This window comes from Luteimonas panaciterrae (assembly GCF_020511115.1).
Classification (GTDB): Bacteria; Pseudomonadota; Gammaproteobacteria; order Xanthomonadales; family Xanthomonadaceae; genus Luteimonas; species Luteimonas panaciterrae.
In genome coordinates this window covers 40,409-66,521 of sequence record NZ_JAJAVH010000001.1, presented here as the reverse complement: position 1 = coordinate 66,521, position 26,113 = coordinate 40,409, and the positions used below count along the sequence as shown (strand labels likewise).

Sequence of the window (26,113 nt, the reverse complement as noted above, 5' to 3'; positions counted from 1 at the left end):
AATGCGGAATGAAGCGAATCAATTAAAGCGAACGAATGAAAAATGGCGGCATCGAAGGCCGCCAGTCTAGAGCTTCGTCAGGGGTGGCGGCTCAGGCCGCGTCGACGACCGGCTGTTCCAGCGGTGCGGCGATCGCTTCCGGCGCCTGCGCGGCGGCGTCGGCCAGGGACAGGGCGCTGAACTGCGCCTGCAGGTCCGATTCGCTGTCGAGATGGTGCGGGCCTTCCTGATCCCAGGCGCGGGCCTGGAGGATGCCTTCGCCGGCGTCCTGGACCGCGGCCGGTGCCGGCTGAAGGCCTGGATCCTGGACGACACCCTGTTGCGGCTGGTCGAGCGCGACCTGCCCATGCACCTGGTCGAGGCCGGGTGCGGTGAGGCGAGGATCGGTCGGGCTGCTGATACCGCTCATGGACAGAGAGTTCGGGGGAACCTGGCAATGGCCGCATTGGCGGCGATGGAGGGAATTTATCGCGGCGGCCAGGGCCGGGGCAGCTAGGGGTAACCCTAGATATCGAGCCTTGCCGCCGGCTCGGAGATCCCGCCTTGCCTGGCGTTCAGGCGCCGGCCGCGCAACCGGGTCCGAGCGCTGGTCATGCTAGCCTGCCGCGGCCACTGCTTCCACCCACAGGTGAGCCCATATGGCCGACAAGGATCAGGGCGCCGACAAGACCGAACCGCCTACCCAGAAAAAGATCCGCGACGCCCGCAAGGAAGGCAATGTCGCCAAGAGCAAGGAGCTGACCAGCACCGTGCTCGTGCTCGGCTGGCTGGTGGGCGGCTGGCTGATGATGGGGTTCATGTACGGCAAGCTGCAGGAACTGTTCGAGCTGAGCTTCGCCGCGATCGGCAAACCATTCGACACCGCCGTGCGCGAGGTGGCCGCCGGCGCTTTCGACGTGCTGCTGTGGCTGACCCTGCCGCTGCTGGTGATGGCGCTGTTCCTGGGCGTGCTGGTGGAATTCCTGCAGGTCGGGCCGATCCTGTCCCTGAAGAAGCTGGCGCCCAAGCTCGACCAGATGAACCCGGTCGAGGGCCTCAAGAAAATGTTCACGCTCGACAATCTCGTCGAGCTGGTGAAGTCGATCATCAAGAGCGCCTTCCTGCTCTTCATCGGCGGCGTCGTGCTCTGGGGCATGCTGCCGTCACTGCTGCGCCTGATCGGCTCGCCGCCGATCGCGATCGGCTCCGCGGTCTGGTATGCGCTGGTGCGCATCGGCGTGTGGACGATCTTCGTGTTCTTCTTCGTCTCCGCGCTCGATGTCTGGTATCAGAAGTTCACCTACACCAAGAAGCTGCGCATGAGCCGGCGCGACATCCGTCAGGAGGTGAAGGAGAACGAAGGTGACCCCTACATCAAATCGCGGCGCCGCCAGTTGCATCAGGAATGGTCGCAGCAGAACATGCTCAACGCCGTGCGCGGAGCCAACGTCGTCGTGACCAATCCCACCCACATCGCCATCGCACTGCAGTACGAACACGGTGTCGACGACCTGCCGATCGTGGTCGCCAAGGGCGAGGATTACGACGCCGAGCAGATCAAGAAGGCGGCCGAGGAGGCCGGCATCCCGATCCTGCAGAACATCGAACTGGCGCGCGGATTGAACGAGAAGATCGAACTCGACCACTACATCAGCGACGAATTCTTCGAAGCCGTGGCCGAGGTGCTGCACTGGGCGGAGAGCGTGCGGCGCAATCGCGGGGAAGAGACGAGTTAAAGCCTTGCCTTGAAGCAAGCAGATGCCATCCATGGCGCGGCATGAATGGCTTCGGATCGTCCGGCCCGTCCATCCATGGCCGGGCGTTCACCAAGACTGCGCGGCAGTGCCGCGCAAAGCGCGTCTTGGCTCACCCAAAAACTTTCTGCAGCATCTCCAAGAACCCGTGCTGATCGCCCAGCCGCCTGAGCACGAACTCCACCAGCGAGCCGAGCAGCAGCAGGATGATCGCCGTCGCCAGCCACGCCTTGATCGGCAGCGTCATCGCGAACACGTTGAGCGAGGGCGCGTAGCGGTTCACCAGCCCGAAGGAGATGTCGATGATCAGCAGGATCACCATCGCCGGCGCGGCCAGCAGCAGCGCCGCGGTCATCATGTAGCCGAACTGGCCGACGAAGGCGGACAGGCCGCCGGGATGCAGGTTCGGCCAGAACGAGGTGACCGGCCACACCGAATAACTCGACAGCAGCAGATCGAGGAAGATCAGGAACGCGCCGCTGGCCATGAACAGCCACGCCGCCAGCTGCGACAGGAACTGTCCGTGCAGGGACGATTGATGGCCCTGAATCGGGTCCATGATCGAGGCCATGCTCATGCCGATCTGCGTGTCGAGGATATTGCCGGCCGCGCCGATCGCCCAGAACACGATGCCGAAGCAGAAGCCCAGCGCGATGCCGAGGAACAGTTCCTTGAGCAGGATCGGCACCATGTCGGTGACGGGCATGCCGCCGGCCGGCAGGCCCGCGAGTGCAACCGGCAGGGCGACGATCGCCAGGCTCACCAGAAAGCTGTTGCGCACCAGCGACGGCATGTTCTCGGCGGTGATCAAGGGCAGCATCAGGAACGCGCCGATCACGCGCGGCAGGGTCAGCCCGAGCGCGAGGAGGGGATTGCCAAGCAATTCGTATTGCACGGCTCGGCTCAGCGCACCATGCCGGGGAAATCGAGGAACAGACGATCCGCGAAGGTGTACAGCGTGCCGCCGATCAGCGCCGCGGTGACGAACAGCGTGACCACGATCGTGAAGAACTTCAGCGCGTAGGCGAACGTCTGTTCCTGCAACTGCGTGGCCGCCTGCAGGAAGGCCACCAGCAAGCCGACCAGCGCGGCCGCACCGACCGGCGGACCTGAAAGAATCAACGTCAGCCAGAGCGCTTGTTTGGTGAGTTCGAGGACTTCGCCCATCGCGTCAGTTCCCGTAAGTGAGCACGAGTCCGTGCACCAGCTTCGCCCAGCCGTCGATCAGCACGAACAGCAACAGCTTGAACGGCAGCGACACCGTGGTCGGCGAGAGCATCATCATGCCGAGCGCGAGCAGGATGTTGGACACCACCAGATCGATGATCAGGAACGGCAGGAAGATCAGGAAGCCGATCTGGAACGCCGCCGTCAGTTCGCTGACGGTGAAGGCCGGGATGATCACGATGAAATCGTTGGCGGAGATGTCGTTGCGCTTGGCCGGCGGCAGCAGGCGTTGCGCGCTCTGCAGGAAGAACTCGCGCTCGGCGTCGTGCGAATGCTTGAGCAGGAAGCCGCGCAGCGGTTCCTTGCCGGCCTGCGCCAGCGCCAGCAGGCGTTCCACGCCCTTGGCGGGCAAGGGTGGCAGCGGTGCCTGTGGTGGCGGCGCGTTGGCGGCGGGTGCGGCCGGCGGTGCCGGGCTGCCGTCGGTGACGTTGGCGAAGGGGTCCTGCGCGTTCTGCTCGGCGTTGACGACGGCCTCGGCTTCGGCCTGTTCGCCCGCGGCGGCGGCGGGTGAACTCGGAACCGTTGCCGGTGGCGGTGTCTGTGCCTGCGCTTGCGGCGGCGGCGCGGTCTGCGCGGGCGGCGTGGTGATGATGGAGGTCGCGGGCGGCGGCAATCCCTGCTTGCGTGCCTCGATCGCCGCATGGGTGTCGAGGATCACCGGATACATCACGTAGATCGACAACACGATCGCCAGGCCGTTGATGACCACGTTCGGCGGCACCTGCTGCAGGCCGAGCGCGTTGCGCAGCAGGCTGAGCACCACCACTATTTTGGTGAACGAGGTGACCATCACCGCCACGAAGGGCGCCAAGGCCAAGCTGACGACGGTCACCAGGATGAGTGCCGGGTCGAGGGTGCTGAAATCCATAAGGTCAGGGCCTGCCTGTCAGTGGACCGAAGGTTTTGTGTTCCTTCTCCCCTTGGGAGAAGGTGCCCCGCAGGGGCGGATGAGGGCGGGAAATCACTTGTCGTGGAACGTTCCCGCGAGCCGGGATTTTCCCGCCCTCATCCGGCGCTTCGCGCCAACTTCCCCCGGAGGAGGAAGGAAAGCAAGGCACTAGCCCCATGCCAACAACCGCACGCCGAGCGTGTCGCCCACAGCCACGATTTCGCCACGTCCGGCACGGCTGCCGTTGGCGCGGATGGTCACGTTGGCGCCTTCCAGATGCGCGGGCAGCGCGAACACGTAGCCCGGCTGCAGCGAAGCCAGATCGCCCACCGTCAGTTCGATCTGGCCGATGTCGAACACCACCTGCACCGGCAGGCGGCGCGCCGGATGGTCTTCGACCGCGGCTTCGCCGCCGTCTTCTTCGGGAAGGTCGGATTCGTTCATCGTCATGTAGAGCTCCGGATATCTGGGTGTGGTCACCGTCCTGGCGTCGGCTTCGACGCGCCAGCCTCCCGGTGTCGGCGCGAGCGGCCAGGCGCGGCCGCGGGCATGGGCTTCGAACACCGGCGGCGCGCGGCGGTTGCCGGCAAGGATCACGTCGCCGGGCTGCAATTCGTCCCATTCGTCCTGATCGAGGACCGGCCCGACGCATTCCAGCGTCACCTGGGCGGGCAGATCCAGCCACTGCGCGACCTCGGGCAGCGGATCGTCGGCGTAGACCGGTTCGGCGCGGGCCAGCAGGCGATCCAGCCACGCGGTCGGGAAGCGGATCGCGCCGCGCGTGCGCGCCGGCTGCGGCGCGCCGCCCTCGGCGGGCTCGTCGTCGATGGAGAAACTGAACCAGAGCGCGTCGTCGTCGTCGGGCTGTGGGGATTCCGCCACCGGCAGCAGCGAGATGCCGAGCCCTTCGCTCAGCCGCATCAGCTGCGGTTCGTGCGCGAGGCTCCAGGCCAGCATGCGCGAGCGTCCGCTGTAATCGCTCCAGCGCAGCCCCGGCTGCGGCGGCGCGCCGGCGTCCAGGCGCAGCGGCAGCACGGTGCCGTCGGCGTCCACGTAGAAGGTTTCGGCGGCCGTGCCGGCCGTGCCTGGCCAGAACGTGAGCATGCCGCCATCGTTGAGGAACCAGCGCTGCGCGCTGCCGAAGAAGCGCCGCAATGCCTGCGCCTGCAGCGGACGCAGCGCCGGAACGCGTCCGCGCAGCGATGCGGTCTGTTGCGTGGCTACGGCGGCTTCACCCATGTCCCAGCGCTACCTTCATCAATTCGGGCAGCGAGCGTACCCCGAGTTTGTTCATCATGTTCGCGCGATGCAGTTCCACGGTCTTGATGCTGATGCCAAGCACGTCGGCGATGATCTTGTTCGGCTTGCTGGCCACCACGAGGTCGAGCACCTGGCGTTCGCGGGGGCTCAGCTTGGCCAGGCAATCGGCCTGCGCGCCGGCCGCATGACGGTTGCGCGCGTTGACCAGCGCGGCGCGGATCGCTTCGATCAGCGCTTCGTCGTCGAAGGGCTTCTCGAGGAAGTTGGACGCGCCCTTGCGCATCGCCTCCACCGCCAGCGGCACGTCGCCGTGCGCGGTCACGAACACCAGCGGCAGCGCGATGCCGCGGTGCAGCAGTTCTTCCTGCAATTGCAGGCCGCTCATTTCCGGCATGCGGATATCGGAGATCAGGCATTCGGGCGCTTCGGCCGGGCGCGTGCCCGCCTGCGCTTCCAGGAAGGCCGGGCCGGAGGCGAAGGCCTGCACCTCGAATCCCGCCGTTTCCAACAGCCACGCGGTGGAATCGCGGAAACCGTCGTTGTCGTCGACGAGATAGATGCGTGCTTCTTGTGTTTCACCCATGGATCACCTCTCACCAAATCGCGGGAGGGTGAAACCGAAGATGCTGCCGCCGCCCTCGCGCGGTTCGAAGAATAGCCGGCCCTTGTGGTATTCGATAATCGAGCGGCAAATCGCCAGCCCGATGCCGAGTCCGTCGTTCTTGGTGGTGAAGAACGGCGAGAACAGCTGGCCTTGTTGCGCGGAAGTGAGACCGGCGCCGCGATCGGCGACGCGCACTTCCACCTCGTCGTCGAGATTGACGCGGCCTTCGATGCGCAGTTCGCGCTGTGCTGCGGGCACTTCACGCATCGCTTCGATCGCGTTCTTGGTCAGGTTCAGCAGCACCTGCTCGATCATCACGCGATCGGCGTACACCGGCGGCAGCGAGGGCGCCAACAGCACGTCGATGCGCAATTGCAGGCGCTCGGCTTCCAGACGCAGCAGTTCCATGACGGTGGCGGCCATCACGCTGACATCCTGCTCGCTGCGCTTGGGCTCGCGCGCGCGCACGAACTCGCGCACGCGCGCGATCACCGCCGAGGCGTGCTCGGCCTGCGTGCGCGCGGCGGTGAGGGCGTGCTCCAGTTTCGCGGGGCTCACCTGCGCGGAGCCGCCCGCCTGGCCGACCAGGCGCAGGCTGCCGTTCAAATAATTCATGATCGCGGCGAGCGGCTGGTTCAACTCGTGCGCCAGCGTGGCCGCCATCTCGCCGACGGACATCATGCGCGAGGTGAACAGCAGCTTCTCCTGCTGGCTCTTGCGCGAATCCAGCGCCTCGATGCGTTCGCTGATGTCGACCGCGGTGAGCACCGACAGGGCTTGCCCGTCGTGCTCGGCCTTGCCCCAGTGCAGTGCGTACCAGCGTCCGCTGTGCGGGGTGTGTACTTCCTGCGGCGGCGCGTCGGCGCCGACGGCATCGGCGTGCAGCGCGGCCAGCAGGGCGTCGCGGCGGACGTGCTCGGGCAGGGCCGAGAAGGCATCGAGGAAGCGCTGGTTGGCCGCCACCAGGGCGCCGTCCTTGTCCGCGTAGGCGGCGCAGGCGAAGGGCACGGCTTCCAGCAGCGGGCCGGGTCCGGCAACGGGGTGCGGCTTGGCGCGGGGCGCGCTCATGGCGCGGCCGCCGATGCCGGTCGTTCTGGCCGCGAACCGGCATGCAGACGACAGCGCACGGACGCCCTGCTACGGTAATCGCCGCTTGTCCGCTCCGTCCCGCCGGGTCCCATGCCCTCAAATCGTTCGCAAATCCGAGTGTTCCGGTCCTGGTTGCCGGCCATCCTCATCCCCCTGGTCTGCGGCTGGGCCGGCCCGGTACTGGCCGCCGCCACCGCCTCGACGCCAGCGGCGGGCGCACCGGCCGACGCGCCGTCCATGACGGGCGAACTGCTCGGGATTGTGCTGCCGCTGGCTTTGATCATTCTCGCCCTGTTTGCCGTACTGCATGTCGCGCGGAGACGTTTCGGCCTGACCGGGCAGAACGCCACCCCGCTGACGATCCTACAGATTCTTCCCGTGGGCCCGAGGGAGCGGATCGTGCTGGTCAAATCACGGTCCGGACGGGTGTTCGCCGTGGGAGTGGCGGGCCAAGGCGTGACATTCATCACGGATCTCGACCCCGGCGATCTGGTCGCGCCGGAGACCCCCGAACCGGCAGCCCCCCCCGCGGTCGAGGGCACCGGTATACCCCGCTCACGTTAAGATTTTGTGATGCTAAAGTCCCGGTTTCGCTCCGACCTTTCTCCGGTCCGATTCCCGAATACATCTAGATGAGCGCAGTGGGCTTTGTCGCGCCGTCGTCACACCATCTTCACGCCTTCAACTCGCCGGCGGTATATCGTGATTCGCCAATTTGTGACGCATGAGGTCAGGGGAAGAATGCGCCAGGTTCGCGATCTCGCCGCAGGGCGAGGCGTTACGGTTTCCCTTTCTTTCCGGGCATGCCCGGATGCTGACGGGCTGCGCGCAGGCGACGCTTTCGCAATGACCGACGTCCGCGGAGACCGCCCATGCGCTCACTGATCGAATCCATCATGGCCGCCCCGGCCGGGACCGGGCCGCGCCTGCGCACCGGCTACAGCGACATCGTCCTCGCCTTCGCGGCGGTGACGATCATCAGCGTGATGATCCTGCCGCTGCCGTTGATCGCGATCGACATCCTGGTGGCGTTCAACATCTCGATCGGCTTCGGCCTGCTGCTGCTGTCGATCTACATCCCCACGCCCGTCGCGTTCTCCAGCTTCCCGAGCGTGCTGCTGCTGACCACGCTGTTCCGGCTGGCGCTGTCGATCGCGATCACGCGCTCGATCCTGCTCAACGCCGAGGCCGGCCACATCGTCAACACCTTCGGCACCATGGTGGCCGGCGGCAATCTGGTGGTGGGCCTGGTGGTGTTCCTGATCATCACCGTGGTGCAGTTCATCGTCGTCGCCAAGGGCGCCGAGCGCGTGGCGGAAGTGGCCGCGCGCTTCACCCTCGACGCCATGCCCGGCAAGCAGCTGTCGATCGACTCGGACCTGCGCTCGGGACTGATCGACAAGGACGAAGCGCGCCGCAAGCGCCGCCTGCTGGAAGTGGAAAGCCAGCTGCACGGCAGCCTCGACGGTGCGATGAAGTTCGTGAAGGGCGATGCCATCGCCGGCATCGTCATCATCATCATCAACCTGCTCGGTGGTCTGGCGGTCGGCGTGCTGCAACATGGCATGGACCTCGGCACCGCGACGCACACCTACAGCATCCTCACCATCGGCGACGGCCTGGTGTCGCAGATTCCCGCCATCCTCGCCACGATCGCCGCGGGCCTGGTGGTGACGCGCACCGCGGGCGAGCAGGACGACCGGCACCTCGGCGAGGCGATCACCCGGCAGATCTCCGGACAGCCGCGCGTGATGCTGATCACCGGCTGCCTGGCCTTGCTGATGATGTTCGTGCCGGGATTCCCCTGGCAGGTGTTCCTGGTGCTGGGCGCGGCCCTGCTGACGATGTCGGCCTGGCGCTATCGCCATCATTTCGAACTGCTGCGCCGCGCCTTCCGCGTCACCGAGGAGGAAGTGGCGGGCGTGCACAAGCAGGTCGAAGCCGAGGACCTCGCCCCGCCCGCGCCGCTGTTGCTCGAACTGGCGCCGGCACTGTCGGCCGCCGGCGGCAACGAGCCCGTGCGCGCGCGCATCACCGAGATCACGCAGAAGATGCGCGAGGAATTCGGCGTGCCGGTGCCGACGCCGCAGGTGCGCGCGAACGAAGCGCTCGGCGAAGGCGAATACCGCCTCAGCGCGCATGGCGCCCGCGTGGCTTCCGGGCGCCTGCGTTTCGACGCGCATTTCCGCGTGCCGCGCATGCCCAGCGATGCCGCGCCCAAGCTGGCCGGCTTCTTCCCGCCGCTGGCCGGCGAGTGGGTGAGCGAGGCCGGCGAGGACACGCGCGCGCCGCTGGATGTGATCACCGACCACGTGCGCGCCGCCCTGCAGCGCCGCATGGGCAGCTTCATCGGCATCCAGGAAACCTCGAACCTGTTCGCGCGCATGCAGCGCGACTACCCCGATCTGGTGAAGGAAATGCTGCGCGTGGTCGCGCCGCAGCGCGTGGCCGACGTGCTGCGCCGCCTCGCCGAGGAAGGCGTGCCGGTGCGCAACCTGCGCGATGCCTTCGAGGCGATCACGGATGTCGGCGGGCGCGAGAAGGACGTGGTGCTGCTCACCGAATATGTGCGCGTGGCCCTGAAGCGCGAGATCGCCGATCGCTATGCTGACGCCGACCGCACACTGCACGTGTTGCTGATCCATCCGGAACTGGAAGACAAGCTGCGGCAGTCGGTGCGCGTGGCCGGCGGCGCCAGCCAGCTGGCGATCTCGCCGGAACTGGCCGCGCGCCTGGGCAGCGAGGTGCGCTCGCATCTGGCGCGGCAGGCAGCCGGCGTGCGCCCGGTGCTGCTGTGCTCGCTGGATGTGAGACGCCACCTGCGCAAGCTGATGGAAGTGGATTTCTTCGATCTGCCGGTCCTGTCGTATCAGGAGCTCGCTCCGGATCTGCGCATCGTGCAGGCCGGGCAGATCAACGCATGAGGGAAGCCTCAAGGCAGTAACGAGGTTTCCGGCACAAGGACGCGCCGACCCCGCATTCAGGCAGAAATGCCTGAATGCGGTGCCCGTTTCGCCTACTCCGGGTTCATCCCGAATTAGGCAAACCGGGTCCATCGTTCGTGCCGGACAGTGATGTTCAAGACGGTCACGACGCGACAGACTCGGGAATTCCCTAGGTAGCTAAGTCACAAACCGCGGTAGATCATCCGCAAGTGAGTCGAACCATGTCTTCCAGCCACGACAACGCCACCGCTGGCCCCGGGAAAGGGGATGGCACGCAGGTGCTGCGCATCTTGTCGGGCCTGCACGCCGGGGCGGGACGCACGCTGGCGGCACGCGAAATGATCCTCGTCGGCAGCGGCGAGGACTGCGACATCGTCTTGGCCGATGCGGGCGTCGCCCGTCATCACGCCCTGATCAATCTGCTCGGTGATGTGTCCTCATTGCGCGCGCTCGACGCGCCGCTGCGCATCGACGGCCAGCCGCTGAATCCCGGCGATCCGGTCGAGCTGCGCCCGTTGCAGCGCATCCAGATCGGCGAGGCCGCGATCGCCTACGGCACGGAGGACGATCCGGGCTGGGCCACCCTGCAACCGGGCAACACCGGTTTCAGCGCCGCCGCCGCGCGCGTGAGCAGCGCCGGCATGCGCCGGCTGCCGATGATCGCCGCGATCGCGGTGCTGTCCTTGGCGGCGCTGGCGGTGTTCGCCGCGGTGATGCCTTCGCAGAAGCAGAAGGTGGATACCGACGCCGAAGCCAAGGCGCTCGTGCATGATTTCCATATCTACAAGGGCGCGCTGTCCAACGACGGCACCGGCCAGACCCTGTCGGGCATCGTCCCCGACCGCGCCACCACCGACCTGATCCAGCGCCGCATCCAGGAGAAGGATCTGCCGGTGGCGCTGAACCTGCGCACCGGCGAGCAGATCGCCGCCGACGTGGGCGAGGTGCTGCGCACCACCCTGCCCGGCGTGGACATCAAGACCCGCTATCTGGGCGAGGGCAATGTCGAGGTCGCGGGCTACTTCCCGGACATGGTCGCCCTGCAGCGCGTGGCGCAGTCGCGGGCCATGCGCGACGTGCGCGGCCTGACCCGCATCGTGCCGAAGAACCAGACGGCACTGGCCATCGGCCAGGGCCCGACCAACGCGCCGCCGCCCGCGGCCAGCGCGCCGCCTCCGCCGACCCGGATCATTTCCATCGTGCGCGGGAAGGATGCGCATCTGGTGGGCATGGACGGCCAGACCTATGCGGTCGGCGCCGACATCCCGGGCCTGGGCAAGCTGCTGTCGATCGGCGAGACCGCCCAGGTGCTGGGCAACGACGGCGCGCCGCATCGGGTCGTCGTGCAGCCGGTCACCGCCCAGGAACTGGCCGCGGCCGCCGATCAGAAATTGGCGGATGAGGCCAAGGCCGCCGGTGGCACGCCCGCCGCCACGCCTGCGTCCACCGCGAGTCCGGCGCCTCAACCTGCTGCAAATACCAAGCCGGCGACAAGCGGCTCCAAATCCCCGTCGGCAGGCGCCACCCCTGCCGGTGACAAGTCGAAAAAGATGTAAGGTTGTCCCAAGCGTCGTCCGTCGCAAGATTTCACACCGTCTTAACACTGATTCATCACCTTTATCACTACATCGTTGTAATCCGGTCTACCGACCGTTATCCACGAGGAGACATGCAAGATGAACACGATTGATCAGAGCCAATTGCTCGGTTTCGTAGGCAAGGCCACCGTCGGTGGCGTTTCCGCCGGTAGCGGCAGCGGCGGTGGTGGCAGCAGCGGTTGGCTGCGCGCGCTGGCCGAAAGCGCCAAGAGCACCCTCGATGCCCAGGCCAACAAGATCACCAGCCTGTCGGACGCCCTGTCCGCCGGTGCCGACAAGCCTTCCGACGTCATCAACGTCACCACGGCCGCCATGGAAATGCAGTTCAAGTCCACGAGCGTGAACACCCAGCTCACCAGCGCCAGTGAAGCGATGAAGAAGGTCGCCGAAAGCAGGTAATCGGCTTGATGTAAGCCACAGCATGAGGGAGGAGACCGGCACCGGCACGTGGTTGTCAGCGTTCCGATCCGGCTCGTTTCATCTGCGCGTTTTTCTCACTTGGTTGAGGAAATTGAAATGACAGAAGCAATCCAGGCAGTCGCAGCGGAAGCTGTCAAAGCCACCCAGGCCACCGCGCCGGCCGCACAGCCGCAGGCGACCGCGTTCGAGGTGCACCAGTTCTCGGATGCGTACGCCGCGCGCAATGCCGCGTCGGTCGGAAACCAGACGGCGACGTCGAACGTCGGTGCCGTGCAGGGGCCGTCGGAAGGCATGCGCTCGCTGGTCTCGTTCGCCGAGAATCTCAACAGCGGCGCCAACGACATCGGCGCCCTGGCCGAGAAGATGAAGAGCCCCGAGTTCGCGGCCACGCCCAGCGCCATGATCGAGATGACGGTGGCGTGCCAGGAGTTCATGCTCAAGGCGCAGCTGACCTCCAGCGTCGCCAACCGCACCTCGGACGGCATCCAGCAGCTGTTCCGTCAGCAGTCGTAAGAAGCCATGGGGACGGGCATGAAATCGTCGTCATGGCGACTGTTGTCGCGGATGCTGCGGCCGCAAGCGAGGGTCGTGGCACTGTGCGCATGCCTGCTGTTGGCGGCCTGCAGCAAGTCGGCGCTGTATAGCGATCTCGACGAGCAGCAGGCCAATCAGGTGATGGCGGCGCTGCTCGGCGCCGGCATCGACGCCTCGAAGGAGCCCTCGCTCAGCAGCAAGGAGCGTTGGGAAGTCAGCATCTCGCAGAGCGATTTCCCCAGCGCGATGCAGGTGCTCAACGCCAACGGCCTGCCGCGGCGCCGCTCGGAGTCGATGGGCGAGCTCTTCAAGAAGGAGAGCTTCGCGTCCTCGGCGCTCGAGGAGAAGGCGCGCTACATCTACGGCCTCGAAGAGGGCATGCGGCAGAAGCTGCTCAAGGTCAACGGCGTGGTCGACGCGGAAGTGTCGATCGCCCTGCCGGACCGCGAGCCGCTCAGCGGCGAAACGCCCGACTCCTCGGCCTCGGTGATGATCTTCCATCGTCCCGACGTCAACCTGAGCGATCGCGAGACCGACCTGAAGGTCTACATCAAGGACGGCATCGCCGGCCTGAAGGACGTCAACAAGGTCACGATCAAGTTCTTCCCGGTGGGACAGAAGCAGGCCTCGCAGAAGATCGCCCGCAGTGGCGCGATGCCGGCGGCGCTGTCCTCGATCAGCCCGCTGGCGATCGGCATTACCGCCGGCGTCGTGCTGCTGCTCGCCATCGGCATCGCCCTGATCGCGCGCCTGCGCGGCGGCAAGGCGCAGCCGAAACAGCCGGAAACGGCACCGGTGTGGAAGGGGTGAGGAACCGCGCGCTAGCGGACGCCTTCAGGGCGTCTGCTGCGGTTCCGAACGCCCGGCCATGGATGGACGGGCCGGACGACCCGAAGCCGGAATGTGCCGCCATGGACGGCGACAGAAATCTGGAAGAAGCGACGGACGCCCTCGAAGCGTCCGTTATGTTCTCGAAGCCTCGCTTGATGATGGGATCGCACGGCCCCGCAAGCCGCATCACGACGCACAGCGACACAAAGAACGGCACAGGTAACCCCCGATGACCCTCCAGGCACTTCTCGAAGGCGTCGATGCCGAATGGTATCGATACACCGGTGCCGGAGCGGGTACCGCCGACGACCTCGACCCGAAACTCCTGCAACGCGCACACGAAAGCGATCTCGGCCAACGCCTGCTGGCGCGCTGGCTGGTGACCGGCCCCGCGCCGTACCTGTTCGCGCCGCGCGCCGACGGCGGCATCTCCAAGCTCGCGGCGTTGTGGCCGCGCGAACGCCTGGCCGTGCTGATCCGCGATCTGGGCGTGCTCGCCTACGCGCCGGCGATCCGCTCCGAGGTGGGACGCGAACCGGTGCGCATCCTCAAGCGCGCGCTCGGCAACAGCTATCTCCTCGCTCTCGACAAGGCGGTCTGGGACGGCCACGTCGACAAGGCCGTCGCGACACGGCTGCGTTCCGAACTGCACGCCACGCTGGCGGTGTCCGCACAGGACGACGACGCGCTGCACGCGCTGCTCGACGCCCAGGGCCGCGGCGAGTTGCGCGCCTGGGCGATGGCGCGCGATCCCGCCTTCGCCGATTGGGTGATGCTGCAATGGCCGCGCGAGGACGTGGCGCCCGCCCATCTGCCGGAGAAGCAGGTGATCTTCCTCACCGGCCATCACGAAAAACGCACGGAACCCCAGTAACAACCATGTCGTCCGACTCCAACACCACCGCTGCGGCTGCTTACGCAACATCCGCCACATCGCGCTCCACGGCCGTCGTGTTCGAGCGCAAGCAGTACGAGCGCACGCTCACCGGCAACGTCGTGCCGGCCGCGGACTGGGCGCATCTGGACGAACTCGACACGCTGCTGGCCCGCGTCAACGAACTCTACGACCAGGCCGCCGCGGAAGTCGCGCAGGCGCGCGAGCAGGGCCACGCCGCCGGCTTCGCCGAAGGCCTGAAGCGCGTCGAGCAGCAGATGACCGAACAACTGGCCGCGCTCAACGAACGCCGCGCGCGCGTGCTGGCCGAAGCCAGCGGTCGCGTGGTCGATCTCGCCTGCGCGATCGTCGCGCGCATCGCGCCCGGCTTCGACGCCAAGACCGTGGTGCCGCCGATGGTGATGCGCGCGGTGGAAGCGGCGCAGGCCGAACAGTTCCTGCTGATCCGCGTGCATCCGTCGGTGCGCGAGAGTGTCGCCGCCGGTCTCGGCGCGGTGCGTCAGGCGCATCCGGCGGTCGGCGTGATCGAACTGGTCGACGATCTCAGCCTCGATCCGCTCAGCTGCGTCGTCGTATCGGAAGCCGGTGAAGTGCGGGCCGGCGTGGCGCAGCAGATCGAAGCCATCCGTACCGCGCTCGCCAATGCGGCAGGCGGTCATCACACCGGATCCGCCGGATAGAGGCCGGTATGACGACGAATACCGACAAGAGCGCCGACAAGGCCATCACCGCATTGGGAGACCTTCCCGGTTTCGACGCTGACGATCCGCTGTTCGGCGCGCTGGCCAAGGCGCATTCGCTCTCGATCGAGCGCGTCGGCCGCGTCGCCGAGGCCTACGGCACACTGATTCGCGCCACCGGCCTGAAGGCCTCGATCGGCGAACTGTGCCATTTGCGCAACCCGCCCGGCGCGGGCGATCCCAATTTCCGGCTCGCCGCCGAAGTGGTCGGCGTGTCCAAGCAACTCACGCTGCTCACGCCGCTCGGTCCGCTCGACGGCATCGCCGCGACCACTGAAGTCGTCGCCAGCGGCCAGCAGGCGGCGGTGCGCGCAGGTCCGGGCCTGCTCGGCCGCATCCTCGACGCGCACGGCGAACCGATCGACGGCAAGGGCACGATCGGCCCGTCGGTGCCGGTGCCCATCTACGCGGCCTCGCCCAATCCGCTGGCGCGCAATCTGATCGAACGCCCCTTCTCCACCGGCGTGCGCGCCATCGACGCGACGATGACCGCCGGCGAAGGCCAGCGCATCGGCATCTTCGCCGTCGCCGGTGGCGGCAAGAGCACCCTGCTCGGCATGCTCGCGCGCGGCGGCAACGCCGACGTCAACGTGATCGTGCTGGTCGGCGAGCGCGGCCGCGAGGTCAACGAATTCATCCACGACAATCTCGGCGCCGCCGGTCTGGCGAAGTCGGTGATCGTCGTTGCCACCTCCGATCGTCCCGCGCTGGAGCGCAGCCGCGCCGCCTGGGTCGGCACCGCGATCGCCGAATATTTCCGCGACAAGGGCAGCCGCGTGCTGCTGCTGATGGACTCGGTGACGCGCTTCGCGCGCGCGCTGCGCGACGTCGGCCTCGCCATCGGCGAACCGCCGGCGCGTCGCGGTTTTCCGCCCTCGGTATTTTCCGCGATGCCGCGCCTGTTCGAGCGCGCCGGCAACAACGACAAGGGCTCGATCACCGCCTTCTACACCGTGCTGGCCGAGGACGAGGACGGCGGTGACCCGATCGTCGAGGAAGTGCGTTCGATCCTCGACGGCCACATCGTGCTCTCGCGCAAGCTCGCCGCCGCGTATCACTACCCGGCCATCGACGTGCTCACGTCCTTGAGCCGCACCATGCCGCGCGTGGTCGACCAAGCGCATCTGCGCGCCGCCGGCCAGTTGCGCAAGTACCTCGCCAAGTTCAACGACATCGAACTGCTGCTGCAGCTGGGCGAATACAAGCGCGGCACCGATCCCGATGCCGACATCGCCATCGACAAGATCGGTCCGATCCGCAAGCTGCTGCAGCAACCGGCCACCGAGCTGGTGCCGTTCGCGCAATCCTCCGAAGCGCTGCGCAGGTTGTTCGCATGAAGAGCCGGGACTCGCTTTTGCTCGTCATTCCCGCGCAGGCGGGAATCCATGGACTTTGCTTTGGCGTCCTGACAGCGGAACGAAAGTCCATGGATTCCCGCCTGCGCGGGAATGACGAAGTGGAGGGGCGCGTGCCATGAACAAGCGCTACCCGCTCGCGACCTTGCTCCGCCTGCGCGAACACCGCACCGAGACCGCGCGCCTGTACGTGCTGGAATGCCAGCGCGTGGTCGCGGCCTGTCGCGAGGCCTGCACGGCGATCGAGGGCGAGATCCGCAACCTGCAGGCTACGCGCAACGACCAGCGCCGCCGCCTGCTCGATCCGCCGCCGCCCGGCGTCGCCTGGCCGATCGCGCTGGAGCAGCGCGAGGCGCATATCGAACTGCTCGCCAATCACATCGTCCGCGCGCAGCAGCGTCTGGCCCAGGCACAGCAGAAACTGCGCGAGGCCGAGCAGGTGCTCGCCGACGCCCGCACCGCCTTCTTCCGCGCCAAGGCGCGGCAGGAAGCGCTGGAAAAACGCCGGGACAGCTGGCGCGGCGAACAGCGCGCGCTGGAAGCGCGGGTGGAAGAAGCCGTTGCCGAGGATCTGCTGGCCAGCGCCCGGCATCTGCAGTTGAGTGAAGGAGGAGACCATCGATGAGCATCGATCGCAGCGACGACCGGCGCAGTGAAGCCGCTCGCGTCCGTCACCAGCAGGCACTCGACCGGGCCGAGCGCGTTGGCAACGAGCAGCACCGCGCGCAGCAGGTCAGCGCCGAAAGCGTCGACCGCTTCCGCGCCGCCCTGCAACGCCAGGCCGAGCCGCCGCCGCCGAAGGCGCCGCGCACGGGACAGCAATCCGAAACCAGTGCCACCCACCGGCAGAACGCGGTGCGCCAGGAGCAGCAAGGCCTGACGAATACGAAGACCGAACAGAGCAAGCTCGCCGAGCGGCTGGCCGCCCAGGGCCAGGAGAACGAAAGCGCCGAGCGGCAGGCGGCCGTCTCGCAGCGGATGGACGACCACGAGATCCACCGCAAGGGCGGCGGACGGGACGCGTCCTCGCAATCGGACTCCTCCACCGACGTCGCCAGCCTGTGGCAGGCCCAGATGGCCCTGCGCGGCGATGCGGGGCCACCGCCGACCGCGCCCACGCCCGTGAACACGCAGGTCTTCGCCGAACTGATCCAGAGACACGTCCGCCAGATGGCCGCCAGCGACAGCGCCGACAAGCACAACGATGGCCAGGTGCTGCTGCGCATGTCCGACGCCACCCTGCCGGGCACCGATCTGCTGCTCAGCAAGACCGCCACCGGCTGGGTGCTGCGCGCGGATTCGCGCTCCCGCGACAGCTACGACGCGATCCGCCGCGCCGCGCCGGAGCTGGCCAAGCGGTTCGCCGACAGCGAGCTGGGCGAATTGATCGTCGATCCGCATTTCCACAGCTGATTCGCAGGCATGTTCACGGGAACGGAAATGCTGCAGCGCAAAACATTCACCGCCCCAACATCCGCCGGCTCATCCCTAGGGCTCACCCTAGGTACCAAAGCACGAACTTCTCTGCTTAACTTGCCTCAACACGGTCCGGGGGGATTCGCCATCCAGGCGTCCCCGGCCCTTCCCGGAGCTGAGTCCTGATGGCACCCACCAACCGCCGCCCAGTGCCTCGCAAGCGCCCCGCCTCGCGGGCAGGCTTGCTCGAGCGCGCCCGGCAGGGTGGTGTCGCCGAAGCCGCCAACGTGGCGGAAGACGCTCCGCAGAACGATCAAGAGCAGCAGCTGCGCGACGCCCTGCGCCGCAAGATCGAAGCCACGCTGCAGGACAACCCCGATCTCGACGAGCAGGGCCGCGATTTCCTGCTCGACCACCTGCTGCACGCGGTGGAAAGCGCGCCGATCGAGCCGACGCTGGTCGCCAAGCCCGATCGTGGCCAGTGGATCCAGATGCTCGAAGGCCTGCGTGAGTCGGGCTTCGCCGAGGACGACGATGTCGCCGCGCTGATTCGCCAGTTCGACGAGGCGATGCAGCCGCTCGACAGGCCGGAAGTGAAACTGGCCGCCGAGTTCGCCAGACGCTGCGAACAGGACGGCGAAGAAAAGGCGCTGGCATGGCTGGAGGCGCAGCGCGATGCCGCCGCGCAGTCCAAGCAGGCCACGTCTGCCGGACTTCAGGATGCACGCGTTCAACCTAGAAAACCGAATTTGAGGCGGACACGCACCTCGCGTGGACCTCCGGTCTGATCGCACCAGCCCATCGCGCACGCGAGGGTTCACGCAATCCCGGATTCGCAATCAACTCAAATACACATCTCTAGGAGAAACGAAAATGATCGAGAACAATGCCGACCGCGCCTATGCCTCCCTGCTCAACCACATCGCCATGTCGGGCAACGAGAAGTCGCGCGAGAGCAGCAGCGCCAACAGCGTCGCCAAGGGTTCCAAGTCCTGGCTCGCCGCGCTGGTGGAAGGCCTGAACAAGATGATCACCGAGTCGTGGAAGGACATGACCGCCGCTTCCAACGCGGTGACCAAGGATGATCCGGCCACCATGACCAACTTCCAGGTCAAGTCGCAGGAATTCAGCCTGCTGATGAACACCGCGCAGACGGTCGTGAAGACCATCGGCGAAGCCAACACCAAGGCTGCCAGCAAGCAGTAATCCACTGCCGAGTTGCACGAAGGGCGGCCTCCGGGCCGCCCTTCTTTTTTGTGTCGCCGCGAATGCTTTGCATGATGCGGACGCGCTTCGCGCGCATGCGCGCACGATGCACGCGCGAACGCGAGGCGCCGGTATTCCAAAGGAAGAAAAGCCGCGTTGCTCAGCGGCGACGCATTCTCCGCGCCACCCACCAGGCGACCGCGAAGCACACGCAACCGAGCGCGATCAGCCCGCCGGACGTGCCGCGACTGCTGCTGTCGCTGAAGATGCCGCCGCCGCCCGGCATGAGCACGACGATCGCCAGGGCGATGCTGGCGTAGGCGACGATGCCCAGGATCCAGAACAGCCATTGCCAGGCCTGCGTGCCGTTGTCGGCGTCGGAATCGCGATTGAACAGCGAACGCGCGCGCGAATGCTCCGAGAAGGGGCCGGACTTGTTACGCGCGCGCCGGCGCCATCCGGTGACGATCGTGTTGCCTTGCGCCTGCAGTTCGCCGCGCACGCCGGGGACGCGATCGTTGGCCGGCAATGTCACGCCGCGCGGATCGACGGCGGGAGAGACGGCCATCGTCGCGCCGGCGGCGACGCCGGGAAGTGCCAGGGTCGGCGGCAGGTTCGCCGCCGGGTTCGTGGGCAGCGCATCCGGACGCAACGAGGCGGCCAGTTGCTCGACGCCAGCGGCGGTGCCGGGCGCGATGAGGTGCGCGGAAGTCGCGGTCTGGACCAGCATCGGTGTTGCCGGCCCCTGGACCGGTTGCGAGGTGACCGTGGCGACCGTGGAAGCGGTCGCGGTGGTGGCGCCGGGTGCCGTCGGGATGGTGGGAGCGTTGGCGGGCGTCGACAGGTTCGGCGCGCTCGCCGTCGTCACCTGTCCGCTCTGGCTCGGCGCGAGCAGTCGCGCGTCGGTGGTGCCCAGCGGGGCGGAGGTCTGCGATTCGCGCGAGAACGCGGCGTAGAGATTCTGCGCCTGCGATTCGAAGCTGTTGCGTCCGGCATCGCTCAGGTGGTTCCCACGAGAAGTATCAGGGTTCGAGGGATTGAAGTCGGGATCGCCGTTGCGCGGGGTTTGGACCAGGCCGTCGTCGACGTCATACGGCGAATTTGGCGAGTTTGGCGAATTCGGATTGGGCGAGTCGACGCGATGCGGACCGCCGCGATCGTTGGGCAGGTTGTTCAACAATCCCGGGGGAATTTGCGGGGGGCCGACGCCATCGGGGCCTGACATGTCGCACCTCCAAGGCGTGCGCAGGGCGGATGCACGCCACGTCAGCCTAGTCCTATCGTTGGTGCGATTCACCTAGGGAAAACCCTAGAAGGCCTCCCATGCTCACGTGCCGTTCGGGCGGTGCCCGCATCGGCCCCTCGCGGCGGACAAAAGAAAGGGAGACCCGGAGGGTCTCCCTAAAAATGTCCGGCTCTCGCCGGAGGACTTTCGGTTGTGGCATGGCCCCGGACGAACCGGGCGCGAGCAGACTAACGCGCCGCCAGAGTTAATGCAATACCTGAAATAAAATCACTCAACTTATTGAATTAATTAATTTCTCAAGTCGAGTGCTTGTCGCTTGGCCTCGCGGCGGGCGGCCCGGGGCTGGTCCCAGGCGTTGTTGAACAAGGCCGGCTCCCAGCCGCCGTAGCTGGGGTTGGGCAGCATCCACCAGCGCTCGCCGAACCAGTCGTGGTACTGGTCGAGCAGCTTGGTGCGATCGGCCGGGGTGTTGGCGAGGATCTGCACGAAGTCGCCGAGCTGATCGCCGAACTGCATCAGCACGCGGTAGTTCTGTCCGGCCAGACGGCGGCGGCAGTTCTTCTCGCTGCCGTTCTGCTCGCAATCCTTCACGAAGGTGCCCAGGCCCAGGAACACGTCCTCGCTCGCCACCGGCATGCCGACCGCCTTCAGATTGGCGAGGGTCGCGTCCTTCAGGTGCACGGCGCGGTTGGACAGGTACAGGATGGTCACACCGCGCGCCTGCGCGGCCTTGGCGAAATCGACCACGCCCGGGACGGGCTTGGCCTTCTTCTCGGCGACCCACTGGTCCCAGGTCACCTCGTCGTATTCCTTGCCGCCGGCCACCAGCCGCGCCTGATAGGGCGAGTTGTCGAGCACGGTCTCGTCGATGTCCATGATCACGGCTGGCTTGAGATCGGCGGTCTTGCCGGCGTTGTCGCGCTCCTCCGGCACCAGGGCGTCCCAGTTCTTTTCCTTCAGGGCGACGTCGAGCTTGTCGGCGGCGGCGCGGTAAATGGTCTCGGCGCTGGCCCGGTATTCCTCCGAGCGCTGCATCCACAGCACCGCGTTGAGGTTGTCGTCGGCCGAGGCGGCATCGGTCTTGGCGGCGGTCGCGGCGGGCTTGGTTTCCGCAGCGGCGGCGGCGCCCTGCGGCGCGGTGTACGAGGCCGGCTTGCAGGCGGCCAAGGCCAGGGCCAGCAGGGAAACGGTCGCCAGGGTGGGGCGCATCGCGAGCTCCAATCGGGAAAATCGCGCGAGTTTAGCGGAGCCGGGAGGCCGGGGCGTGTCAGTCGGGGGCCGGTTTTGCCGTTCGTATCCCAGGATGGGGAATGACGCCCCGGATGTCCGGTGCGACGCGGTCCAGTCCCGCATTGCGCCGTTCCAAGGATTTGGATTTAGCATGGCCGCAACGGGGTGACTGGCCGATATGCGCAAAGCAGATGCCACGGGTGTTCCGGGTCGCAGGCTAGCGATGAGCAAGCTTGTGACGAGCAAGCTCGCGACGATCCTGCTGTGCGCATTGACCGCTTCCTGCGCGAGCCATGTGGAGGACAAGAGCATGCAAACCACCAGCGAAACTTCGACCGCGGTGATCAGTTCCGAAGCCATCGGCGCCAAGCTGCTGCGGCTGATCGACAGCATCCACGACAGGCAGGACCTCGCGCCCACGCGCATCGAGGAAGTGACGGGACTGACACTGTCCCCCGAATCGGGCACCGTCTATCTCCACGGGACGCGCGGACAGATCACCCAGGATTGGAGCTTCCGCCTCGGCACGCTGGCGAGCGGCGAGGACGGCGCCGACAGCCTGCTGTTCTCGATCAACAACGCCGATGGCGACGGTGCCGACCGGGCGGCGGTCTGCCAGCCGGATTTCGACGCCTACAAGTCGGCGCTCCAGGCCAGCGGCTTCTCGCCGATGCCGGTGCCCGGCGAGCGCGGCAGCACGCGTTTCTGGGAGTTCACGCGCGACCAGGTCACCGTGCGCATCCAGACCATCGGCGAGAGCGCGACGAAGCCGGAGCACGCCTGCGTCAGCACCATCTCCGTCAGGACATAGGAGAGTCGCCATGGCCACGGATCAGGATCTGAAAAAAATGCTCGACGACTGGGAAGCCCGCATGGGGGCCGACAGCAAGCTCGTCGATCAAATCAACCTCTACCGGAAGGACGCCTACGACCAGCTCGGAACGGCGGCGAAGGATCGCGTCTTCCTTGGCACCGACGAAGCCACGCGCAAGGCCAATGCGGCCACCGTGCGCAAGTCCACCGAGGAAGCGATCAAGTCTTCGCCGGAGCTGAAGGCCGACTTCATCAAGGAGATCGGCGACGGCCACATCAAGAAGATCGAGATCGGCTCCAAGGACATGGGCGCGGGCGGCGCCTACGACGGCAAGAACGATCTGATGTACATCAATCCGGCGATCGCATTGACGGCATCGAAGAAAGGCCCTACTCGCAACGAGTTGATCGGCATCATCGGCCACGAGCTCGACCATTCGCAGGAACGCGACAAGGGACGCGCCGCCGACAAGGCCTTCATCACCGGGGCCGAGAATATCCTCAACGACGGCAAGCAGGCCCACGACTTCACCAAGGTCATCGGCGACAAGGTGGCCGAGCGCAGCGCGTCCGAATCACGGGCGCATCTGGACTACTACAACAGTATCGTGCTGTCGCTGGACAAGAAGGACCGCACCGAGGCGAAGATCTTCGCCGCGATCCCGGACGATCGCAAAAAGGACTTCTTCGACGTCGACAAGGGCAAGCTGCATGCGGGGCTCACCATCTCCCCGCCCGGCAGCGGGCTGCTGCCGCAGACCGACGACAACATCAAGGTTCTGCAGAAGACGTTCTTCGAACGTCCGCAATTCGGGCCGAACAATCGCGAGACCTACAAGCAGCAGGTCGCCACCGAGCTGGTGCGGACCATTCTCGATGTCGACAAGGCCAAGGAAGTCACGATCAACCTCAAGCAGATGGGCGTCGACTACAACGCGATTCAGCCCTCTCTGAAATTCGCCGACGGCAAGCCGCGCACCTTCTACGACAACAGCGACGGCACCAAGATCAAGCTGGAAACCGACAAGCCGCATTCCCTGGTGCCGCCCAAGGCGATTCCCGTGTCGCCGATTCCGGGTGGACTCCCGGGCGGGCTTCCGGGCAGTGCGCCGCAGCGCCTGCCGGTGTCGGCGGAGGCGGGATCGCAAGCGCATCCGCTGTACGCGCAGGCCCTGCAGCACGTGCAGGCGCTGGGGCCGCAGGCCGGCGGCTACCGCAACCCGCAGGAGATGGAACGCGTGGCGGGCGCATTGGCGGCGCAGGCGCAGTCGAGCCATCTGCCTTCGATCACGGCGGTCGTGGCGAGCACCGATGGCAAGGGGCTGATCGCGGCGTGGACGAATCCCGACAATCCGCTGGACACGAATCGTGTCTATCAGGAGAAGACGCAGGCCGCCGCGCAGCCTCTGGAACAGAGTCTGCAGCAGTTGAAGGCGGGAGCGCAGGCCGGACCGCTTCCGCCTCAACAGACCGAATCGCAGGTGCAGGGCTTCTCCCGCTGACGATCAGGCAAGGAGGCGCCCTGCCGAGCATCGCCGGGCGCCGAATCCTTGGCGGCGACGTCAGTCGCGCGACCGTTCGCTGATCAAGCGGGTGAGCATGTCGATCTGTCGCTGCTGATCGGCCAGCAGCGACTGCATCTGTTCGTTGCGCATCTGATCGAATTTCTCGTGCAGCGCCATGATCTCGATCTCCGCCTTCAGGTTGATCTCGTAATCGTGCTCGGCGGCGATGCGGTCCTTCGTCGCCTGGCGGTTCTGGCTCATCATGATGATCGGCGCCTGCGCGGCCGCCAGCATCGACAGCATCAGATTGAGGAAGATGAAGGGGTAGGGATCGAACGGCCGGCTCAGCAGCCAGACATTGGCGCCGGTCCATACCGCCAGGAAGCCGGCGAACAACAGGAGGAACGTCCAGGAACCCCCGAACGTGGCGACCTTGTCCGCCAGCCATTCGCCGAACGGCATTTCGTCGGGCTTGCGCGATTTGCGCGAGATCGGCGTGCGTTCGAGCGCATGGCGCAGGACGCGTTTTTCGGAGTCGGAAAGTTTGTTGGCGGCCTTGCCGAGCCAGCGCTCGGCGGCACGTGTCACATCGTGATCGGAAATCGCCATGACCCTGTCCACGCCGGACGGAAGGGCCGGCATGGCGGCTATTGTGCGCGGCTGCCAACGTGATGGCGCGCCGGTGCGTTCGGCTTGGTCAGGTCGGGTATGCCGGCATGCTCGCCGCGGCTCAGGCGATCTTTTCGATCCTCGCCTGCTGGCAGAGCGGATAGCTGTCGACGAATGGCAGGATCCGCTGCTTCATCGTGTCGAAGGACGGCCCGTACAGATAGAACGCGGTCTCGCGCGGGCCCTGCCACCAGCTGTGGATGCCGCCTGCCTCGCCGAGCGCGTCCTCGAGTTCGTTGTAGACCACGTTCGAATCGCACTTCTCGTAGACCTCGTCGGGCAGGTCGGTGCCGTTGAGATAGAGCGCGAGGCCTTCGTTGACGCCGAACGGAACCGGTTGTTCCACGCCCGAGACCGACAATCGCGAACCTTTCGGGGCGCCGAGCCATTCCAGCGTCTGCGAGATGAGCGTGATCGTTTCCGTGGAGGTGTTGGTCACCTGGATTTCCACGTCGCAGAATTCGATCTCGCCGTCGGTGCCCTGCATCGTGCCGCCGCCCGAGATTTCGCCGACGTTGTACTTCTTCAGCACCACGTCGAGCGGGTCTTCATAGCGTTCGTGCCGGTGCATCGGCTGGATGCGTGCGTTGAGCGTTGCCACGATGACATCGGGCGTGGCCTTCTTCTTGCCGAACAGCTTGCCAAGCATGGATCGCCCCCCAAGGCGTGATGATGTCCGCTCTCTTGCGTCCGCGGTGCTTACTGCATGCGCATCACGCGCGGCGCCGGTTCCTCGTTCGGCGACGGCAATGCGATCGGCTCATGGCTGCGAGGCGTCTGAGCGGGCGACTGCTGGGCCTGCCAGAGCGCCTGGCCTTCGGCGCGGAACGCCTGTCCGTCCGGCGATTGCGCCAGCGCTGTCATCGCGTGCCGCATCGCCGCGGGATCGCCCACCGCATCCAGCAAACCGTTGACGTGGGGATTGCCGGTTCTGGATGGTGCGTTCGTCGGCGTGGATGGCGTATCGCGCGCGAGGTCCGGTTGCTGGCGTCCCGGGCCGGTGTGATAACCCTGGATGCCGCCCTGATCGAGCGCTTCGCGCAGATTGATCGAGAGCGTGGGGCTGTTCGAGTCGCGCGATTCGCCGACGTTGTTGTGTCCCCACGGATTGCGCAACTGCAGGATGGCTTCGCCATTGCGATTACGCGTGACGCCTTCGACCATGTAGGCGTGCCCATCCGCCAGGCCGTCCTGCTCTCGCCCCTGCATGGTGGCGAGCGTCACCGGCTGTCCCCGGGCAAGAGCACCTTCGATATCGCGTGCCATCTCATTGGCCTGTGCGGGCGGTGGGGCCGGTTGAAAATGACCATAGTCGCCGGTCAGGGTGAACGAGCCGAGACTCGGGACCGCGCCGAACGGGTTGCCTTGCGCGTCGACATTGCCCTGCAGCCATCGATAGCCTTCATCCAGCCCATCCCGGCCACCGCGCTGGCGCGCCTGGATGGCGGCGGCGGTTTCGATCACCGCCGGCCAGATCGGGTTGTCGCGCACGCCGTAGCGATCGTTCGTGACGGCACCGCCGCCCTGGCGCACGAGATCGTCCATCGTCTGCAAGGCGTTGTCGGCGCCGCTGCCGCCGTTCCTGCGCAGGTTGTCGCGCAGTGCGTCCTGCGTGACGGTGATCGTCTCGGGCGTCGGCACGCCGCCGGCGTTGCGGTAGAGCGTGACCTGGAAATTTCCGGTCGCCTGGTCGTAGCGGATCGCCTGACGGATCCGGTCCGGCTGCAGCTCGGCGAGCGATCCCATCGGGGCCATCAGATAACAGTCGCCGACCGCGTCCTGGCTGATATCGCGTGCGCGTGGCCGCGGGTCGTTCCTGTCGTAGAGATCAGCGTCGCTGAAGGTGATGCGCCGGGGATCGGCCATATCGCAAATCCTTATGCCAATGGATGTCCAAGGCGCTGTTTT

Annotated in this window: 28 protein-coding genes; 16 read left to right on the top strand and 12 right to left on the bottom strand. The window is 66.5% G+C overall.

From position 1 onward, the window contains the following. Positions 1-91: 91 nt before the first annotated feature. Positions 92-409 carry a hypothetical protein gene (locus LG367_RS00335; protein WP_226467224.1) on the bottom strand — a complete coding sequence of 106 codons (318 nt, stop codon included), beginning with the start codon at positions 407-409 and terminating at the stop codon, positions 92-94. A gap of 229 nt (positions 410-638) precedes the next feature. Between LG367_RS00335 and sctU the strand changes: the two genes are divergently transcribed. Continuing rightward, positions 639-1,715, top strand: coding sequence for a type III secretion system export apparatus subunit SctU (gene sctU / locus LG367_RS00330; RefSeq protein WP_226467223.1), 1,077 nt, complete (start codon positions 639-641; stop codon positions 1,713-1,715). A gap of 130 nt (positions 1,716-1,845) precedes the next feature. Here sctU and sctT read toward each other — a convergent pair whose 3' ends face one another. The 6 genes from sctT to LG367_RS00290 form a co-directional block, all read right to left on the bottom strand. Then, a complete protein-coding gene (gene sctT, locus LG367_RS00325; protein WP_226467222.1) occupies positions 1,846-2,628 on the bottom strand; it encodes a type III secretion system export apparatus subunit SctT in 783 nt (260 codons plus the stop codon). An 8-nt stretch (positions 2,629-2,636) separates the two neighbouring features. Then, positions 2,637-2,900 (bottom strand): type III secretion system export apparatus subunit SctS, encoded by a 264-nt coding sequence (sctS, locus tag LG367_RS00320; RefSeq protein WP_226467221.1) that lies wholly within the window; start codon positions 2,898-2,900, stop codon positions 2,637-2,639. 4 nt (positions 2,901-2,904) lie between these two features. After that, positions 2,905-3,828 carry an EscR/YscR/HrcR family type III secretion system export apparatus protein gene (locus tag LG367_RS00315; protein WP_319003999.1) on the bottom strand — a complete coding sequence of 308 codons (924 nt, stop codon included), beginning with the start codon at positions 3,826-3,828 and terminating at the stop codon, positions 2,905-2,907. Between the two features lie 189 nt (positions 3,829-4,017). Further along, on the bottom strand, positions 4,018-5,088 hold the full coding sequence (gene sctQ, locus LG367_RS00305) for a type III secretion system cytoplasmic ring protein SctQ (RefSeq protein ID WP_226467220.1): 1,071 nt from the start codon (positions 5,086-5,088) through the stop codon (positions 4,018-4,020). Then, positions 5,081-5,692: a response regulator transcription factor gene (locus tag LG367_RS18590; RefSeq protein ID WP_319003998.1), complete on the bottom strand. Its 612-nt coding sequence runs from the start codon at positions 5,690-5,692 to the stop codon at positions 5,081-5,083. The genes sctQ and LG367_RS18590 overlap by 8 nt, the downstream gene beginning before the upstream one ends. A 3-nt stretch (positions 5,693-5,695) precedes the next feature. Next, positions 5,696-6,781 carry a sensor histidine kinase gene (locus LG367_RS00290; RefSeq protein ID WP_226467219.1) on the bottom strand — a complete coding sequence of 362 codons (1,086 nt, stop codon included), beginning with the start codon at positions 6,779-6,781 and terminating at the stop codon, positions 5,696-5,698. Between the two features lie 153 nt (positions 6,782-6,934). Between LG367_RS00290 and LG367_RS00285 the strand changes: the two genes are divergently transcribed. The 13 genes from LG367_RS00285 to LG367_RS00225 all read left to right on the top strand — a co-directional run bounded on the left by LG367_RS00285 (position 6,935) and on the right by LG367_RS00225 (position 18,742). Next, positions 6,935-7,366: a flagellar biosynthetic protein FliO gene (locus LG367_RS00285; RefSeq protein ID WP_226467218.1), complete on the top strand. Its 432-nt coding sequence runs from the start codon at positions 6,935-6,937 to the stop codon at positions 7,364-7,366. Between the two features lie 308 nt (positions 7,367-7,674). After that, entirely contained in the window at positions 7,675-9,726 is a 2,052-nt protein-coding gene (sctV, locus tag LG367_RS00280; RefSeq protein ID WP_319003997.1) for a type III secretion system export apparatus subunit SctV, read from the top strand. A gap of 242 nt (positions 9,727-9,968) precedes the next feature. Further along, the gene (locus LG367_RS00275) at positions 9,969-11,303 is read left to right on the top strand and encodes an FHA domain-containing protein (RefSeq protein ID WP_226467217.1); all 1,335 of its coding nucleotides are present in this window, start codon (positions 9,969-9,971) and stop codon (positions 11,301-11,303) included. A gap of 120 nt (positions 11,304-11,423) precedes the next feature. Then, a complete protein-coding gene (locus LG367_RS00270; RefSeq protein WP_226467216.1) occupies positions 11,424-11,744 on the top strand; it encodes a hypothetical protein in 321 nt (106 codons plus the stop codon). 117 nt (positions 11,745-11,861) lie between these two features. Then, positions 11,862-12,278, top strand: a complete 417-nt coding sequence (locus LG367_RS00265; RefSeq protein WP_226467215.1) for a hypothetical protein — start codon at positions 11,862-11,864, stop codon at positions 12,276-12,278. Between the two features lie 18 nt (positions 12,279-12,296). Beyond that, positions 12,297-13,109, top strand: a complete 813-nt coding sequence (gene sctJ, locus LG367_RS00260) for a type III secretion system inner membrane ring lipoprotein SctJ (RefSeq protein ID WP_226467214.1) — start codon at positions 12,297-12,299, stop codon at positions 13,107-13,109. A gap of 250 nt (positions 13,110-13,359) precedes the next feature. Then, positions 13,360-14,004 (top strand): hypothetical protein, encoded by a 645-nt coding sequence (locus LG367_RS00255; protein ID WP_226467213.1) that lies wholly within the window; start codon positions 13,360-13,362, stop codon positions 14,002-14,004. A gap of 5 nt (positions 14,005-14,009) precedes the next feature. After that, the gene (locus LG367_RS00250) at positions 14,010-14,705 is read left to right on the top strand and encodes a FliH/SctL family protein (RefSeq protein ID WP_226467212.1); all 696 of its coding nucleotides are present in this window, start codon (positions 14,010-14,012) and stop codon (positions 14,703-14,705) included. Between the two features lie 8 nt (positions 14,706-14,713). Continuing rightward, complete coding sequence (locus tag LG367_RS00245; RefSeq protein ID WP_226467211.1) at positions 14,714-16,102, top strand: FliI/YscN family ATPase; 1,389 nt, start codon at positions 14,714-14,716, stop codon at positions 16,100-16,102. Positions 16,103-16,238: 136 nt separating this feature from the next. Beyond that, positions 16,239-16,745, top strand: coding sequence for a YscO family type III secretion system apparatus protein (locus LG367_RS00240; RefSeq protein ID WP_226467210.1), 507 nt, complete (start codon positions 16,239-16,241; stop codon positions 16,743-16,745). Then, on the top strand, positions 16,742-17,533 hold the full coding sequence (locus LG367_RS00235) for a hypothetical protein (RefSeq protein ID WP_226467209.1): 792 nt from the start codon (positions 16,742-16,744) through the stop codon (positions 17,531-17,533). The genes LG367_RS00240 and LG367_RS00235 overlap by 4 nt, the downstream gene beginning before the upstream one ends. Positions 17,534-17,721: 188 nt before the next feature. Next, positions 17,722-18,324, top strand: a complete 603-nt coding sequence (locus LG367_RS00230) for a hypothetical protein (RefSeq protein ID WP_226467208.1) — start codon at positions 17,722-17,724, stop codon at positions 18,322-18,324. A gap of 85 nt (positions 18,325-18,409) precedes the next feature. Beyond that, the gene (locus tag LG367_RS00225) at positions 18,410-18,742 is read left to right on the top strand and encodes an EscF/YscF/HrpA family type III secretion system needle major subunit (RefSeq protein WP_226467207.1); all 333 of its coding nucleotides are present in this window, start codon (positions 18,410-18,412) and stop codon (positions 18,740-18,742) included. Between the two features lie 160 nt (positions 18,743-18,902). On the opposite strand, the gene LG367_RS00220 is transcribed toward LG367_RS00225, so the two are convergent. Further along, positions 18,903-19,967, bottom strand: coding sequence for a hypothetical protein (locus LG367_RS00220; RefSeq protein ID WP_226467206.1), 1,065 nt, complete (start codon positions 19,965-19,967; stop codon positions 18,903-18,905). A gap of 309 nt (positions 19,968-20,276) precedes the next feature. Next, a complete protein-coding gene (locus LG367_RS00215) occupies positions 20,277-21,197 on the bottom strand; it encodes a 5'-nucleotidase, lipoprotein e(P4) family (protein WP_226467205.1) in 921 nt (306 codons plus the stop codon). A gap of 244 nt (positions 21,198-21,441) precedes the next feature. Between LG367_RS00215 and LG367_RS00210 the strand changes: the two genes are divergently transcribed. Beyond that, positions 21,442-22,029: a hypothetical protein gene (locus tag LG367_RS00210; protein ID WP_226467204.1), complete on the top strand. Its 588-nt coding sequence runs from the start codon at positions 21,442-21,444 to the stop codon at positions 22,027-22,029. Positions 22,030-22,039: 10 nt separating this feature from the next. Next, positions 22,040-23,533: an XVIPCD domain-containing protein gene (locus LG367_RS00205; protein ID WP_226467203.1), complete on the top strand. Its 1,494-nt coding sequence runs from the start codon at positions 22,040-22,042 to the stop codon at positions 23,531-23,533. A 60-nt stretch (positions 23,534-23,593) separates the two neighbouring features. On the opposite strand, the gene LG367_RS00200 is transcribed toward LG367_RS00205, so the two are convergent. The 3 genes from LG367_RS00200 to LG367_RS00190 all read right to left on the bottom strand — a co-directional run bounded on the left by LG367_RS00200 (position 23,594) and on the right by LG367_RS00190 (position 26,071). Next, positions 23,594-24,145 (bottom strand): DUF1003 domain-containing protein, encoded by a 552-nt coding sequence (locus tag LG367_RS00200; protein ID WP_226467202.1) that lies wholly within the window; start codon positions 24,143-24,145, stop codon positions 23,594-23,596. A 121-nt stretch (positions 24,146-24,266) separates the two neighbouring features. Further along, entirely contained in the window at positions 24,267-24,854 is a 588-nt protein-coding gene (locus LG367_RS00195; protein ID WP_226467201.1) for a hypothetical protein, read from the bottom strand. A 50-nt stretch (positions 24,855-24,904) separates the two neighbouring features. Further along, complete coding sequence (locus tag LG367_RS00190; protein WP_226467200.1) at positions 24,905-26,071, bottom strand: C2 family cysteine protease; 1,167 nt, start codon at positions 26,069-26,071, stop codon at positions 24,905-24,907. Positions 26,072-26,113 lie beyond the last annotated feature (42 nt).

Coding starts and splice junctions, on each gene's coding strand:
- LG367_RS00205 (WP_226467203.1), top strand. CDS start 22,040: ATGGCCACGGATCAGGATCTGAAAAAAATGCTCGACGACTGGGAAGCC.
- LG367_RS00240 (WP_226467210.1), top strand. CDS start 16,239: ATGAACAAGCGCTACCCGCTCGCGACCTTGCTCCGCCTGCGCGAACAC.
- LG367_RS00190 (WP_226467200.1), bottom strand. CDS start 26,071: ATGGCCGATCCCCGGCGCATCACCTTCAGCGACGCTGATCTCTACGAC.
- LG367_RS00220 (WP_226467206.1), bottom strand. CDS start 19,967: ATGTCAGGCCCCGATGGCGTCGGCCCCCCGCAAATTCCCCCGGGATTG.
- LG367_RS00215 (WP_226467205.1), bottom strand. CDS start 21,197: ATGCGCCCCACCCTGGCGACCGTTTCCCTGCTGGCCCTGGCCTTGGCC.
- LG367_RS00290 (WP_226467219.1), bottom strand. CDS start 6,781: ATGAGCGCGCCCCGCGCCAAGCCGCACCCCGTTGCCGGACCCGGCCCG.
- sctV (WP_319003997.1), top strand. CDS start 7,675: ATGCGCTCACTGATCGAATCCATCATGGCCGCCCCGGCCGGGACCGGG.
- LG367_RS00210 (WP_226467204.1), top strand. CDS start 21,442: ATGAGCAAGCTTGTGACGAGCAAGCTCGCGACGATCCTGCTGTGCGCA.
- sctS (WP_226467221.1), bottom strand. CDS start 2,900: ATGGGCGAAGTCCTCGAACTCACCAAACAAGCGCTCTGGCTGACGTTG.
- LG367_RS18590 (WP_319003998.1), bottom strand. CDS start 5,692: ATGGGTGAAACACAAGAAGCACGCATCTATCTCGTCGACGACAACGAC.
- LG367_RS00230 (WP_226467208.1), top strand. CDS start 17,722: ATGGCACCCACCAACCGCCGCCCAGTGCCTCGCAAGCGCCCCGCCTCG.
- LG367_RS00275 (WP_226467217.1), top strand. CDS start 9,969: ATGTCTTCCAGCCACGACAACGCCACCGCTGGCCCCGGGAAAGGGGAT.
- LG367_RS00195 (WP_226467201.1), bottom strand. CDS start 24,854: ATGCTTGGCAAGCTGTTCGGCAAGAAGAAGGCCACGCCCGATGTCATC.
- LG367_RS00265 (WP_226467215.1), top strand. CDS start 11,862: ATGACAGAAGCAATCCAGGCAGTCGCAGCGGAAGCTGTCAAAGCCACC.
- LG367_RS00255 (WP_226467213.1), top strand. CDS start 13,360: ATGACCCTCCAGGCACTTCTCGAAGGCGTCGATGCCGAATGGTATCGA.
- sctU (WP_226467223.1), top strand. CDS start 639: ATGGCCGACAAGGATCAGGGCGCCGACAAGACCGAACCGCCTACCCAG.
- sctJ (WP_226467214.1), top strand. CDS start 12,297: ATGAAATCGTCGTCATGGCGACTGTTGTCGCGGATGCTGCGGCCGCAA.
- LG367_RS00250 (WP_226467212.1), top strand. CDS start 14,010: ATGTCGTCCGACTCCAACACCACCGCTGCGGCTGCTTACGCAACATCC.
- LG367_RS00315 (WP_319003999.1), bottom strand. CDS start 3,828: ATGGATTTCAGCACCCTCGACCCGGCACTCATCCTGGTGACCGTCGTC.
- LG367_RS00270 (WP_226467216.1), top strand. CDS start 11,424: ATGAACACGATTGATCAGAGCCAATTGCTCGGTTTCGTAGGCAAGGCC.
- LG367_RS00225 (WP_226467207.1), top strand. CDS start 18,410: ATGATCGAGAACAATGCCGACCGCGCCTATGCCTCCCTGCTCAACCAC.
- LG367_RS00200 (WP_226467202.1), bottom strand. CDS start 24,145: ATGGCGATTTCCGATCACGATGTGACACGTGCCGCCGAGCGCTGGCTC.
- LG367_RS00245 (WP_226467211.1), top strand. CDS start 14,714: ATGACGACGAATACCGACAAGAGCGCCGACAAGGCCATCACCGCATTG.
- LG367_RS00235 (WP_226467209.1), top strand. CDS start 16,742: ATGAGCATCGATCGCAGCGACGACCGGCGCAGTGAAGCCGCTCGCGTC.
- sctQ (WP_226467220.1), bottom strand. CDS start 5,088: ATGGGTGAAGCCGCCGTAGCCACGCAACAGACCGCATCGCTGCGCGGA.
- LG367_RS00335 (WP_226467224.1), bottom strand. CDS start 409: ATGAGCGGTATCAGCAGCCCGACCGATCCTCGCCTCACCGCACCCGGC.